12 protein-coding genes are annotated in these 12,621 nt (G+C 74.6%); 5 read left to right on the plus strand and 7 right to left on the minus strand.

Going from position 1 to position 12,621, the window contains the following annotated elements:
• The first annotated feature begins 65 nt into the window (after positions 1-65).
• The 3 genes from FXF65_RS34325 to FXF65_RS34335 all read left to right on the plus strand — a co-directional run bounded on the left by FXF65_RS34325 (position 66) and on the right by FXF65_RS34335 (position 4,064).
• Positions 66-2,552, plus strand: a complete 2,487-nt coding sequence (locus tag FXF65_RS34325) for a HelD family protein (RefSeq protein WP_148354238.1) — start codon at positions 66-68, stop codon at positions 2,550-2,552.
• Between the two features lie 84 nt (positions 2,553-2,636).
• Positions 2,637-3,350 carry an MBL fold metallo-hydrolase gene (locus FXF65_RS34330; protein ID WP_148354239.1) on the plus strand — a complete coding sequence of 238 codons (714 nt, stop codon included), beginning with the start codon at positions 2,637-2,639 and terminating at the stop codon, positions 3,348-3,350.
• A 72-nt stretch (positions 3,351-3,422) separates the two neighbouring features.
• Positions 3,423-4,064, plus strand: a complete 642-nt coding sequence (locus tag FXF65_RS34335; RefSeq protein ID WP_148354240.1) for a TetR/AcrR family transcriptional regulator — start codon at positions 3,423-3,425, stop codon at positions 4,062-4,064.
• Here the strand turns inward: FXF65_RS34335 and FXF65_RS34340 are convergent.
• From FXF65_RS34340 to FXF65_RS44115, 5 genes are read right to left on the minus strand one after another with little or no spacing between them, the layout of a single operon-like run.
• Positions 4,061-4,915: a glycosyltransferase family 2 protein gene (locus FXF65_RS34340; protein WP_148354444.1), complete on the minus strand. Its 855-nt coding sequence runs from the start codon at positions 4,913-4,915 to the stop codon at positions 4,061-4,063. The genes FXF65_RS34335 and FXF65_RS34340 overlap by 4 nt on opposite strands.
• A gap of 23 nt (positions 4,916-4,938) precedes the next feature.
• Positions 4,939-5,802, minus strand: a complete 864-nt coding sequence (locus tag FXF65_RS34345) for a CDP-alcohol phosphatidyltransferase family protein (protein WP_148354241.1) — start codon at positions 5,800-5,802, stop codon at positions 4,939-4,941.
• The gene (locus FXF65_RS34350) at positions 5,792-6,847 is read right to left on the minus strand and encodes an iron-containing alcohol dehydrogenase family protein (protein WP_187412675.1); all 1,056 of its coding nucleotides are present in this window, start codon (positions 6,845-6,847) and stop codon (positions 5,792-5,794) included. Before FXF65_RS34350 ends, FXF65_RS34345 begins: the two co-directional genes overlap by 11 nt.
• Before the next feature lie 54 nt (positions 6,848-6,901).
• On the minus strand, positions 6,902-7,633 hold the full coding sequence (locus FXF65_RS34355; RefSeq protein WP_148354243.1) for a phosphocholine cytidylyltransferase family protein: 732 nt from the start codon (positions 7,631-7,633) through the stop codon (positions 6,902-6,904).
• A complete protein-coding gene (locus FXF65_RS44115) occupies positions 7,630-8,895 on the minus strand; it encodes a DUF5941 domain-containing protein (protein WP_187412658.1) in 1,266 nt (421 codons plus the stop codon). Before FXF65_RS44115 ends, FXF65_RS34355 begins: the two co-directional genes overlap by 4 nt.
• Positions 8,896-8,981: 86 nt before the next feature.
• Between FXF65_RS44115 and ispD the strand changes: the two genes are divergently transcribed.
• Complete coding sequence (gene ispD, locus FXF65_RS34365; protein WP_148354244.1) at positions 8,982-9,680, plus strand: 2-C-methyl-D-erythritol 4-phosphate cytidylyltransferase; 699 nt, start codon at positions 8,982-8,984, stop codon at positions 9,678-9,680.
• Positions 9,677-10,441, plus strand: coding sequence for a glycerophosphodiester phosphodiesterase (locus tag FXF65_RS34370; RefSeq protein ID WP_148354245.1), 765 nt, complete (start codon positions 9,677-9,679; stop codon positions 10,439-10,441). The genes ispD and FXF65_RS34370 overlap by 4 nt, the downstream gene beginning before the upstream one ends.
• Here FXF65_RS34370 and FXF65_RS44120 read toward each other — a convergent pair.
• Together FXF65_RS44120 and FXF65_RS34390 are read right to left on the minus strand one after the other, a co-directional pair.
• Complete coding sequence (locus tag FXF65_RS44120) at positions 10,438-11,274, minus strand: hypothetical protein (protein ID WP_187412659.1); 837 nt, start codon at positions 11,272-11,274, stop codon at positions 10,438-10,440. The genes FXF65_RS34370 and FXF65_RS44120 overlap by 4 nt on opposite strands.
• A 102-nt stretch (positions 11,275-11,376) precedes the next feature.
• Positions 11,377-12,468 carry a glycosyltransferase family 2 protein gene (locus FXF65_RS34390; protein WP_148354249.1) on the minus strand — a complete coding sequence of 364 codons (1,092 nt, stop codon included), beginning with the start codon at positions 12,466-12,468 and terminating at the stop codon, positions 11,377-11,379.
• Between the last annotated feature and the right edge of the window lie 153 nt (positions 12,469-12,621).

The raw sequence follows: 12,621 nt of genomic DNA on the forward strand, positions 1-12,621 counted from the left end.
TCCTTCGCCCCTTCGGGGTGCCGGGGACGTTCTCCGGCCACGCACACGCGCGAGGAGCAGCCTGCATGTCGTCCCAGGTCAACGGTCGGCCGACCGGTCCAGGCGGCACGGTGAAGGATCGCGAGATCGCCGCCGAGCAGCGCTACGTCGACACGGCCTACGCCCGGCTCGAGGAGATGCGCGCGGACGCCCAGGCCATGATCCGCGAGGGCTACCGGCAGTCGCTCGCCGGCACCAAGGGCTCCCTGGTCGACCGGGACGCCATGGTCCACCAGGCGGCGCTGCGCGCCCAGGCGCTGGACGTCGCCGACGACGGCCTCGTGTTCGGCCGCCTCGACCTCGCGCCCGGCGAACTCGGGACCGGCGAGACCCGCTACATCGGCCGGATCGGCGTGCGCACCAGCGAGCACGACTCGCTCGTGATCGACTGGCGGGCGCCCGCCGCCGAGGACTTCTACCGCGCCACCCCGGAGGACCCGCGCGGCGTCGTCCGCCGCCGCGTCCTGCACTCGCGCGGGCACACCGTCGTCGACCTGGAGGACGACCTCCTCGACCCGGACGCCGCCGACGGCATGACGATCGTCGGCGACGGCGCGTTCCTCGCCTCCCTCGCCCGCGCCCGCGAGGGCGCGATGCGCGACATCGTCGCGACGATCCAGCGCGAGCAGGACGAGGTGATCCGCGCCCCCGTCGACGGGACGGTCCTCGTCCGCGGCGCGCCCGGCACCGGCAAGACGGCCGTGGCGCTGCACCGCGTCGCCTACCTGCTGTTCCGGCACCGCCGCCGGTTCGGCTCGCGGGGCGTGCTGGTCGTCGGCCCGAACCCGCGCTTCACCGCCTACATCGAGCGGGTGCTGCCGTCCCTCGGCGAGGGCTCGGCGGCGCTGCGCTCGCTCGGCGACCTGGTGGAGGGCGCGACGGCGGCCGTCCACGACCCGCCGCGGCTCGCCCGCGCCAAGGGCGCGGAGGCGATGGCGACGGTGCTGCGGCGCGCCGTGGCCGACCACGCGCCGGGCGCGCCGGACGAGCTGCGCGTCGTGTTCAAGGGCGTCGTCGTCCGGCTCGACCGGCCCCGCCTCGACCGGATCAGGAACGAGGTCCACCGGCGGAGCCGGGGCAGCGTCAACGCCGCCCGCGGCCGGGCCGCCACGATGCTCCTGGACGCCCTCTGGCGGCGCTTCACCGACGTCGGCGGCCCGGAGGCGGCCGAGGCGGCGGAGGGCGCCGAGGCGGGCCTGTGGAACGCGATCCTCGCCGCCGACGGCCTCGCCGCGCTCGACGAGGAGCCGACGCGCACCGGCGGCGGGGGCGGCGACCCGAAGCGCGAGCAGTTCGACGCCCGCGTCCGCGAGCAGCGCGCGTTCACCGACTTCCTGGTCGCCTGGTGGCCGCTGCGCCGCCCGCTGGACGTGCTGCGCTCGCTCGCCGACCCGGCCCGGCTGCGCCGCGCCGCCGGCCGCGACCTCGACCGCGCCGACGTCGACGCGCTCGCCGCGTCCTGGGCCGCGGACGCCCCGCTCAGCTACCAGGACGTCGCCCTCCTCGACGAGCTCGACGCGCTGCTCGGGTCGCCGCCGCGGCCGTCCGCGCGCCGCCGCGCCGCCGCCGAGGACGACCCGTTCGTCGTGGACGGCGTCAACATCATCACCGGCGAGGAGGTCGCCGACGACACGTGGGAGCCCGAGATGCAGGAGCTCACCACGTCCATGGAGCGGCTCGAACGGTCCCGGCGGGTGGACGACGGCGTGGTCGAGGAGCGTCCCGAGTACGCGCACATCGTCGTCGACGAGGCGCAGGACCTCTCCCCCATGCAGTGGCGGATGCTCGGCCGCCGGGGCCGCCAGGCCAGCTGGACGATCGTCGAGGACCCGGCCCAGAGCGCCTGGGAGGACCTCGCCGCCGCCCGCCGGGCGATGGAGGCGGCACTCGGCGGGGAGCGCCCGTCGTCGAAGTCCCGGCGGCGGCGCGGCGGCGGGCGCAGGCCGGCCAAGCCGGCCCCCCGCGCCCGGCACGACTACGAGCTGACGACGAACTACCGCAACTCGACGGAGATCGCGGCCGTGTCCGCGCGGGTGCTGGCGCTGGCGCTGCCCGAGGCGCGCCCGGCGCGGGCCGTCCGGACGTCGGGCATCGAGCCGGTCGTCCGGGTCGTCCCCGAGCGCGACCTCGCGGACGCGGCGCGGGCGGCGGCCGAGGAGCTGGTCGGGCAGGTGGAGGGCACGATCGGGGTGATCGTCCCGCTGCCGCCCGAGGAGTCGGGCGGGCAGCCGAGCCTGTTCGACGCGCCCGCGCCCGCCGAGCCCGGCGCCGCGTGGACGCAGGCCGCCCTCGCCCGGATCGGCGCCGGGCTGCCGGAGCGCGTGCAGGTGCTGAACGTCCTGGAGGCGAAGGGCCTGGAGTTCGACGCGGCCGTGATCGTCGCGCCGGAGACGGTGGCCGCGCAGTCGCCGCGCGGGCTGCGCGTGCTGTACGTGGCGGTGTCGCGGGCGACGCAGCGGCTGACCGTCCTCACCGCCGACCCGAAGTGGAGCGGCACCCTCCTGGAGGACTGAGCAGGAACTGAGCTACGCCCTCAGCGGATCCGCCGACGGCAGATTTGTCTGGGACGGCGGGAAGCCCGTCCCTACCGTCGCCTCATGGACGTCACCAAGCTGCACCCGCGCCTCCACCACCTCCGCTTCGCCGTCGGCCACGCCTACCTCTGGGACACCCCGGACGGACTGACCCTGATCGACAGCGGCCTCCCCGGCTCCGCCCCGGACATCGCGAACGCCGTCCGCGGCCTCGGACGCGACACGTCCGAGGTGCGGCGGCTCGTCCTCACCCACTTCCACGAGGACCACGTCGGCTCCGCCGCCGCCGTCGCCGCCTGGGGCGACGTCGAGGTCCTCGCGCACCGCGCGGACGCCCCGTTCATCCGCGGCGACGAGCCGGGCCCGCCGCCGAAGCTGCTCGACTGGGAGCGTCCCATCTTCGACCAGGTGCAGGCGGGCCTCGCCGGGACGCCTCAGCCGGAGCCCGTCCGCGTCGACCGCGAACTGGACGACGGCGACCTGATCGACCTCGGCGGCGGCACGCACGCCGTCGCGGTGGCCGCGCCCGGCCACACGCCGGGCAGTGTCGCGGTCCACGTCCCGGACGAGCGCGTCCTGTTCACCGGCGACACCGTCGCCCGGCTGGAGGACGGCCGGGTCATCCTCGGCGTCTTCAACTGCGATCCTCCGCTCGCGGCGGAGACGTTCGTCCGGCTCGCCGCGCTGGACGCCGACATCGCCTGCTTCGGCCACGGCGAGCCCGTCACCGGGGACGCCTCCGCTCGGCTGCGGACGGCGGCCCGAGCCGGGGGATGAGATCCCGTCCGGCCGGGTTACTCTGACGTCGTCCCGTTAACGGACATCGTCCCTTTTGACGGACGGAGATCGATGAGCGGCCGGAATCCCGCGCCCAGGCGCAGCTACGGCGGCCGTTCGGCCGAGGAGCGCCGTGCCGAGCGGCGGGAGCGCCTGCTGGCCGCCGGCCTGGAACTGTTCGGCACCCGCGGCTACGCCGCCACGTCCATCGAACGGCTGTGCGCGACGGCGAGCGTGTCCACCCGCAACTTCTACGAGGAGTTCTCCGGTCGCGAGGAGCTGCTCACGGCGCTGCACCGCGACATCAACGAGCGCGCCGCCGAGGCCCTGACCGGCGCGTACGCCGACGCGGCGGGCTCCGACCTCGCGACGCGGGTGGAGCACGCCGTCCGCGCGTTCATCACCGTCACCGCCAGCGACCCGCGCTGGGCGCGCATCGCGTTCGTCGAGGTCATCGGGGTGAGCGCCGGGCTCGAACGGCACCGCCAGACCTGGCGCGGCCGGTGGGAGGACGCCCTCCTCGCGATGACCCGCGAGGCCGTCGACCGGGGCGAGGCGGTCGACCGCGACTACCGCCTCACCATGATCGCCGTGATCGGCGCGGTGAACAACCTCGTCCACCACTGGTCCGCCCGCGACCAGGACATCCCCCTGAACGACGTCACCGCCGAACTGACCCGCCTCATCTTCGCCGTGCTCACCCAGGCCGACTAGATGATGGGTGGGCGGCCTGTTCTCGTCATGCGCCAGGCGGTTCCGTAGGAGATCGGACGGCGCGGGCCCGCCGGCTTGCGCCAGCCTTCCAGGAAGCCCTTGAACCACGGCTTGAGCGCGCTCGGACGGCGTTCCCGCAGGACCGTCATGCCGATCCACACCGTCAGGTAAGTGAAGGCGAGCGGCCAGGGCAGGTTGCGGCGCGCGAGCCACACGCGGTTGCGCGCGTTGTAGCGGTAGAACATGTCGTGCCGCGTCGGCAGCACGGACGGGTGGAACATCACCGCCGAGGCGTCGTACACGATGCGGTAGCCCGCGTTGAGGATCTGCCAGGCGAGGTCGGTCTCCTCGTGGGCGTAGAAGAAGTCCTCGGGGAGGCCGCCGCCCTCCTCGTAGGCGGCGCGCCGGATCGCGCACGCGCCGCCGAGGAAGGTGGTGACCGGCGACGAGCGCTCCGGGTCGCCGGCGCGCAGCCTCGGAACGTGCCTGCGCTCGCCGCGCCCGCCCTCGGGGTCGCGGACGCGGAACGACACGGCGCCGAGGTCGGGCTCGGCGGAGAACCGGTCGCGCAGGTGGGCGCCGAGCCGGGTGGAGCGGTACCAGCCGTCGTCGTCCAGGAACAGGATCACGTCGCCGCAGGACGCCGCCACGCCGCGGTTGCGTCCGGCCGGGATGCCGACGTTCTTCGGCAGGGACAGGGTCTTGACGCGCTCGTCGTCGAACGGCGCCGCGTCCGCGCGGTCGCCGACGGGGTCGGCGCCGTTGCCGACGAGGACGACCTCGACCTCCACGTGCTCCTGCTCCAGGGCGCTCCGGACGGCGCGGGCCAGCTCGTCCGGACGGTTGCCCATGGTGAGCACGACCACGCTCAGCTTCACTTCAGCCTCCGCGAGGCGAGGATGCTGACCAGGTGCAGCAGCGTCTGCACGACGGCGACCGCCGCGACGGCGACCATCAGCACCCGGACCGCGACCGGGTCGTCCGCACCGGTCAGCGCGTCGATCGCGGCGGCGGCGACGATCAGCAGCGACAGCTCGACCGCGCCGATGATCCGGTGGAAGCGCAGCATGGACGCCGCCTGCCGGGCCAGCGCGATGCCGGTGGAGCGGGGCCGCAGCGCCCGGTCGCCGCCGGACGGGTCGGCGGGCAGGCCCGACTTCGCCCGCGCGACGACGACGTTGTCGGTCTCGGCCTTGATCAGCGCGGCGCCGAGCGCGGCGACGAGGCCGAGCTCGGCCCAGCCGCCGTTGCGCCAGCCGCCCTGCGCCATGAACCCGAGCCCGACGAGCAGCGACACCTCGGACAGGTAGTGGCCGATCCGGTCGAGGAACACCCCGGCGACCGACGTCCGGCGCAGGTAGCGGGCGACCTCGCCGTCCACGCAGTCGAGCAGCAGGTACACCTGGATCAGCACGGCGCCGCCGATCGCCGTCCACAGCGGGTCGACCGGCAGCGACACCACGAGCCCCGCCACGACGCCGCTCGCCATCATCAGGTAGGTGAGCTGGTTGGGGCTGAACCCGAGGCGCAGCGCGATCCACGCGAAGTACGGGGACAGGTCGCGCATGTAGAGGCGCCCGGCCCAGTGCTCCTCGTTCCGCCGGTCCTTCAGGCCGGGCGGCTGCCCGTACCGGCGGATGTCGGCGACGGACGCGCCCTTGCGGTGCGGCCGGTCGTCACCGGGGGCCTCGCCGGGGGGTTCCGGGGAGCCGCTCCGCCCGGGGCTCTCAGCCTCCATGGGCCTGGACATACTCTTCCACCGCCTTGAGGGTCGCGCCCTTGTCGAGGCCGAGGTATTCCAAGATCGTAAAGCGGCCGGGCCGGGTCCGGGGGGCGAACAGCACGGCGTCCGCGAACTGGTCGGTCGAGAGCCCGATGTCGGCCGGGAAGCGGGGCAGGCCGTGCCGACCGAGGCAGGCGAGGATCTCGGCGAGCCGCTCGGCGCCCTGCCCGAGGTGGGTGGCGCGCAGGTGGTAGCAGAACGCGGCGCCGAGCCCGGCCAGCTCGCCGTGGTTCGCGGCGTCCGGGTAGAGCTGGTCGATGGCGTGCAGGATCTCGTGGTCGCCGCCGCTCGCCGGACGGGAGTCGCCCGCGAACGACATCGCCATCCCGGACAGGACGAGCCCCTCCGCGAGGACGGTGAGGAACCGGTCCGAGTCGATCGAGCCGGGCTGGTGCAGCAGCGCCTCCGCCGCGGTGCGCGCCACGGTGAGCGCCATCCGGTCGACGCGCTCGCCGCACTCCTCGGCGGCGAGCAGCCAGTCGTCCACGGCGGAGAAGTTGCTGACCACGTCCCCGATCCCGGCGCGGACGAGCCGGGGCGGCGCGGCGTGCACGTAGTCGAGGTCGACGACCATCGCCAGCGGCATCACCACGCCGAACGAGCCCTTGCCCTTGTCGTGGACGAGCGACGCGACCGGCGAGCAGATGCCGTCGTGCGAGAGGTTCGTCGCGACCGACACCATGGGGATGCCGGACAGCGTGGCCGCGTACTTGGTGGCGTCGATCGTCCGGCCGCCGCCGATCCCGACGACGGCCTCGTACGATCCGCCGCGCAGCTTCGTGCCGAGGTCGACGGCCGCGTCCACGGTGCCGCCGTCGACCTGGAACACGTCGCATTCGGCGAGGGACGGCCGGACGTGCTCGGCGATCTGGTCGCCCTGCCCGCGGCCGACCGCGATCGCGACCCGCCCCTCGGTGGCGATCCGCTTGTCGGCGAGCAGGTCGCCGAGGGCGGCGACGGCGCCGCGCCGCACGTCGATGGAGAGCGGCGCGTTCAGCATCCGCGTCAGCAGGGGCATGGGCCTCCTCGCTCGGGGTCGCGCGCTTCCGGTCGGTCAGTAGCCCTTGGCGATCCGGCGGGCCTTCTCCAGGTCGTCGTGGTTGTCGACCTCGACCCACTCGACGTCGCCGATCGGCGCGACGCCGATGCGGCCGCCCCGGTTCACGAGCTCCTGGTAGCCGTCCTCGTAGTAGAGGTCGGGGTCGCGCTCCCAGGTGGCCTTGAGTGCGTCGGCCAGCGGCTCGGCGGCGGCGGGCTCGATGAGCGTGGCGCCGATGTACTCGCCGTTCGCGGTGGAGGGGTCCATCAGCTTCGTGATGGTCCGCAGGCGGCCCGCCTCGTCGAGGGTGATCTTCATCTCCTCGTCGGCGAGAGTTTTCACATCGTCCACGGCGAGGAGGATGTCAGGTCCGCGGCTCGCGAGTAGCGTCTTCTCGACGCTCACGGGATGGACCGTGTCGCCGTTGACCATGAGGACGCCCTTGGAGAAGTGCTCCCGAGCCAGCCACATGGAGTAGGCGTTGTTCCACTCCTCGGCTTTGTCATTGTGCACGAGCGTGATGGACACGCCGTACCGCTCCTCAAGGGCGGCCTTGCGTTCCTCCACCGCGTTCGCGCGGTAACCGACGACGATGACGACGTCGGTAAGGCCGACCTCAGCGAGGTTGCCGAGCGCGATGTCCAGGATGGTGGTCTCACCGTCCACCGGGACAAGGGCCTTGGGCAGCGTGTCGGTGTAGGGCCGCAGCCTCCGGCCCGCGCCCGCCGCCAGCACCATGCCGATCATGCTCTCTCTTCCTCTCGGTCGACCGTCACGCCGTCGTCGTGCCGCCTGGTCCGCGTTGACCCGCACCGCGTCCGCCTGCTCCGCGTCCACGCGACCGCGGCCTCGCCGCCGAACAGGACGCCAAGGTAGGCGGCCAGCGCGGCGTACGCGAACGTGAGCGGACCGGCGAGGGCTGCGACGGCCGCGACCAGCAGCCGGCCCTCCCAGCCGAGCCCGGCGCGCGGGACCCACTCCTGCGGCGGGCGCCCCCGGCGGACGCGACGCACGATGTCGTGGTGGTGCAGCGCCAGGACCGTGATCGACACGTACACGAGCGGTGCCGGGACGGCCTGCGCGAACCCCAGTACGGCGAGGTAACCATACTCGATCCCGCGCGTTATGGGCGGTACGAGCCGGTCCAGACGTCCGTCGTGCGGGTGCGCGGCGGAGGGTCCGACGAGCATCAGCGCGACGGCGGGAGCGAAGAGGGCGGGGGCCGGGCCGCCGTCCGGGCGCGCGGCGAGCAGGACGCCGGTCGCGGCGGCGGCGAGGACGGCGCCGGGCAGCGGCGCGAGCCGTCCCCGCGCCGCGAGGCCCAGCATCAGGGACGCGGGCCCGTCGTCGCGGTGCGCGCGCACGGCGGCGGCGTGCGCCGGGACGGTCAGCGCGCGCACCGCGAGAGTGCCCAGCGCGACGACCGTTCCCCATGCGGTGAGCAGGGTGAACGCCGTCCGCACGTCCGCGACCGCGGTGGCCGCCGCGAGCAGCGCGGAGCGCTCGGCGACCGGCAGCCGCAGGGTGGCCGCGGCCCGCCGCGCCAGGCCGCCCCGGCGGGACGGACGCGGCGGGGACGTCGCGTCCAGCGTCGTCCGGACGGACAGCAGCGCGGCCGCCCCCGTCGCCGCCCACCACACGTGCTCCCCCGACGCGGCCCCGCCCGCCGCGAGGCCCGCGTAGACGGCGAGCTCCTTGCCCGCGTCCAAAATTTCGTGACCCGCACCTGGCGCGGCGCCGAGGACGACGGACGCGCACAGCAGCAGCCCGCCCGTGAGCAGGCCGCCGCGCGTCCCGGCGGAGAACCACACCGCCGCGAGCCCGGCGGCGGCGAACGAGGTCGCCGCGAGGGCGTCCGGGCCGAGCCCGCGCCGCGCGGCCCACTCCGCCGCGACCCGCGCGCACGGGCGCGCCGCATAGCCGCCGAGAAGGCCGTCCGCCGGGTCTCCGGCCTGGTGGTCCGGTACGTTGAGGTGCACCGGCCGAGCGCGCGGCGGCGCCTGCTCCATCGGATGCCTCCGGCCGGTCGGGGAGTGTCTGTAGGCGCACAGCGTAACGATCCGGTGACCGGGAGTCGTGGGGAAACCGAGGAGAGATGGCGACGACGGTTGCGGTGGTGCTCGCGGGCGGGGTCGGCGCGCGGATGGGCGCCGGACGCCCCAAACAGCTGGTCGAGGTGGGCGGCCGCCCGATCCTCGCGCGCGCGATCGACGCGTTCGACGCGCACCCCGGCATCGGCGAGGTGCTGGTCGTGATGGCGGCCGGGCACCTGCGGGAGGCGGCGGCGATCGCCGCGCCGTTCCGCAAGACGACCGGGGTCGTCGAGGGCGGCGACACCCGGACCGCGTCCACGGTCGCGGCGCTGCGGCGGCTCGACGGACGTCCGGGCGACGTCCGCGTCCTGTTCCACGACGCGGCCCGCCCGTTCGTGGACGCGCCGGTCATCGACCGCGTCCTCGCCGCGCTGGACGACCACGACGCCGTCGCCGTGGGCGTGCCGTCGTCCGACACGATCGTGGTGGTCGAGGACGGCCTCGTCGCGTCCATGCCGCCGCGCGAGACGATGAGCCGGTTCCAGACCCCGCAGGGCTTCCGGCTCGGCACCGTCCGCAAGGCGTACGAGCTGGCCCTCGCCGACCCGGCGCTGCGCGCCACCGACGACTGCGGGATCGTGCACCGCTACCTGCCGGACGTCCCGATCCGCGTCGTCGCGGGCAGCGAGCGCAACCTCAAGGTCACCCAGCCGCTCGACGCGGTCGTCGCCGAGCATCTCGCCACCGGGGAACCCATTTGATCTTCGACCGGACGCCCACGCTGATCGGGCACCGCGGCCACGGCTCGGGCGACGTCGTCCCGCCGGGGGCGGCGGCGCCGGTCGCGGAGAACACGCTGCCGTCGCTGCTCGCGGCCGTCGAGGGCGGCCTGTCGTGGGTCGAGATCGACGTGACGCGCACCGCCGACGACGACCTCGTCCTGCGGCACGACCCGACCGTCCCGGACGGCGCGCACGTGGTCGACCTCCCGGCGGCGGCCAGCGGGCTGCCGCGCCTGGTCGACGTCTTCGACGCGCTGCCCCCGGACGTCGCGGTGGACGTCGACGTCAAGACCGTCCTGGACGACGCCGTGGACGACCCGTCCCGCCGCACCGGCGCGCTCCTGCTCCCGGTGCTGCGGCGGGAGGCGCGGCGGCGCAGGCTGCTCGTGACGTCGTTCGACCCGTCCCTGCTGGTGTTCCTGCGGGACGAACTGCCCGGCGTCCCGCTGGGCCTGCTGACGTGGCTGCGGTTCCCGCTGTGGCACGCCGTCCCGGCCGCCGCCGGTCTCGGGCTGGACGCCGTCGCCGTGCACACCGGCTCGTGCGGCACCGACCATCCCGACACGCGGCTGCGCCCGCTGGAGCACTGCGTGGAGGTCGCGCACAAGGCGGGCCTTGAGACGGTCGTCTGGTGCCCGGCCGCCGAGGCGGCGCCGCGCTACGCGGCCGCCGGGTTCGACGCGATGGTGGTCAACGACGTCCCCGGCGTGCTCGCGGCGCTCGGACCGTCCGGCTCCTAGCGGTTCCCGCCGTACATGCGCGTCCACTCGCCGGGCTCGTCGTCGTCGGACGCCGACGGGCCGCCGGAGGGCGGCTTGTCGTCGGCCGGAGGCGGCGGCGACGCGGACGGCAGCGGCGGCGGGTTCGGCGTGGAAGGCGGCGCGGAGGGCTGGGCGGGCGGCTGACCGTACTGCGGCACGCCCTGCCAGGGCGGCGTGCTCGCCCCCGGCGACCCGGCCCCCGGCGGCGGCTGCGGCGCGCCCAACTGCGGCGGAGCCCCGTGCATCGGCGCCTGCTGCATCGGCGCCCCCTGCATCGGCGCCTGCATGGGTGAGTGCATCGGCTGGTGCATGGGCTGCTGGTGCATCGGCGGGCCCATCGGCGCGGGCGGCGGCCCGCCGAACCGGGGCCCGGCGCCGCGCGCGACGCCGGTCCGCGCCTGCCACCGCGACGGCGCCACGGACGCCACCACCAAGGCGACGCCGAGCAGCAGGAACACCCCGAGGGAGGAGAGCGTCAGGTACCCGTTGCCGAGCCGGTAGGGGATGAAGTCGCGGCCCGCGTGCCGGAACGCCCAGCGCGGCGCGAAGACCCACAGGAGCCCGACGACCGTGTACACGAAGCCGGGGATCAGCGACGCGAGCGGCGACACCCGCGACCCCGCCACGAGGCCGATCAGGACGGCCGCGAGCAGGATCAGCCCCCCGCCGATCCAGCGGTCCGAGCCCTGGTAGGCGAAGATCCGCGCGAACTGCCCGAGCCGCACCGTGCCGTAGGTCATGCAGGCGGCGATGATCGGCGTGACGACCAGTCCGATCACCACGCCGAGCCCGTGGCGTGCTCCGTTGGACATCGACACCCTCCAAACCGGGGTCCGGGCAGGATCCCGCCCAAACCTAACCCTGAGACGTCCGGCAGGGCACGAGGGTTCGAGGGTGGACTTGTATTTTGCCCGCTAGTGGACGGACTCGCCCGGTTTCATCGGGGTCGGCTGGCCCAGCCTCGGCGGGCTGGTCAGGAACCCGATTCCCCAGGTCACATGCATGGTCGCGTACACCAGCGGCAGCCGGATCCAGGCGGACACCGGCAGCCCGCGTCCCTCCACCGCCGCGCCCACGATCATCGCGGCCGCGTACCCGCCGGGCACGATCCAGCCGGGCCAGAACCCGAACACCCCGGCGACCGCGCCCGCCGTCATCGCGACGACGGCGATCGGCGGGGCGAGGTAGCGGAGGTTCAGGGTGCCCTGGTGCTCGCGTCCGACGACGCGGCGCCAGCGCCCGGTGTGGAAGTACTGCTTGGCGAGCGCCCGCAGGTTCGGCCGCGGACGGTAGGTGACCCGCATCCGCGGCGTGAAGAAGATCCGCCCGCCGGTCTGCCGGATGCGGTGGTTCATCTCCCAGTCCTGGGCGCGGGTGAACGTCTCGTCGTAGCCGCCGACCCGGTCGAGGGCGCTGCGCCGGAACGTCCCGAGGTAGACGGTCTCGACCTCGCCCGCCTCGCCGCCGGTGTGGAACCGCGCGTTGCCGACGCCGATCTTGGACGTCATCGCCCGCGCGACGGCCTTCTCGAACGGGGTGACGCCCTCGGCCGCCATGATCCCGCCGACGTTGTCGGCGCCGGTCTCCTCCATCGTCTCGACGGCGGCGCGGACGTAGTCCGCCGGGAGCAGCGAGTGCCCGTCCACCCGGACGATGATCGAGTACTGCGACGCCTTGATCGCGATGTTCAGGCCCTGCGGGGTGCGCCCGGTCGGGTTGGCGACGACGAGGACCCGCGGGTCCTCGGCCGCGAGCCCGCGGGCGATCTCCTCGGTCCGGTCGCGGGACGGCCCGATCGCGAGCACCAGTTCGAGCTCGCCGGGATAGTCCTGGGTGAGGATGCCGCGGACGGCCTCGGTCAGATGCCGCTGCTCGTTCAGCACCGGCATCACCACCGACACGGCGGGCCAGGTGCGCTCGGCGGCGCCGGTCTCGCGGGTGTCGGTCTCGGCGGAGTCGGCGCGTGACCGCTCGCCTCGCTGAGTCTGCTGGGTTTGTTGTTTCATGGCGCGCTGGGCATGGGGAGACGGATTCATTTGGGCTCGCGGACGCGCCCCCGCCGGAGACCGGAGGGAAGCGTCCCTTCCTCTCTCTGTGCTCGCTTGTCTGACGCAGCCCACGCCACCCAGTTTGCGTGCGGGCCGCCGGGGTGTGGTCAA

This window comes from Actinomadura syzygii, assembly GCF_008085905.1.
Lineage (GTDB): Bacteria > Actinomycetota > Actinomycetes > Streptosporangiales > Streptosporangiaceae > Spirillospora > Spirillospora syzygii.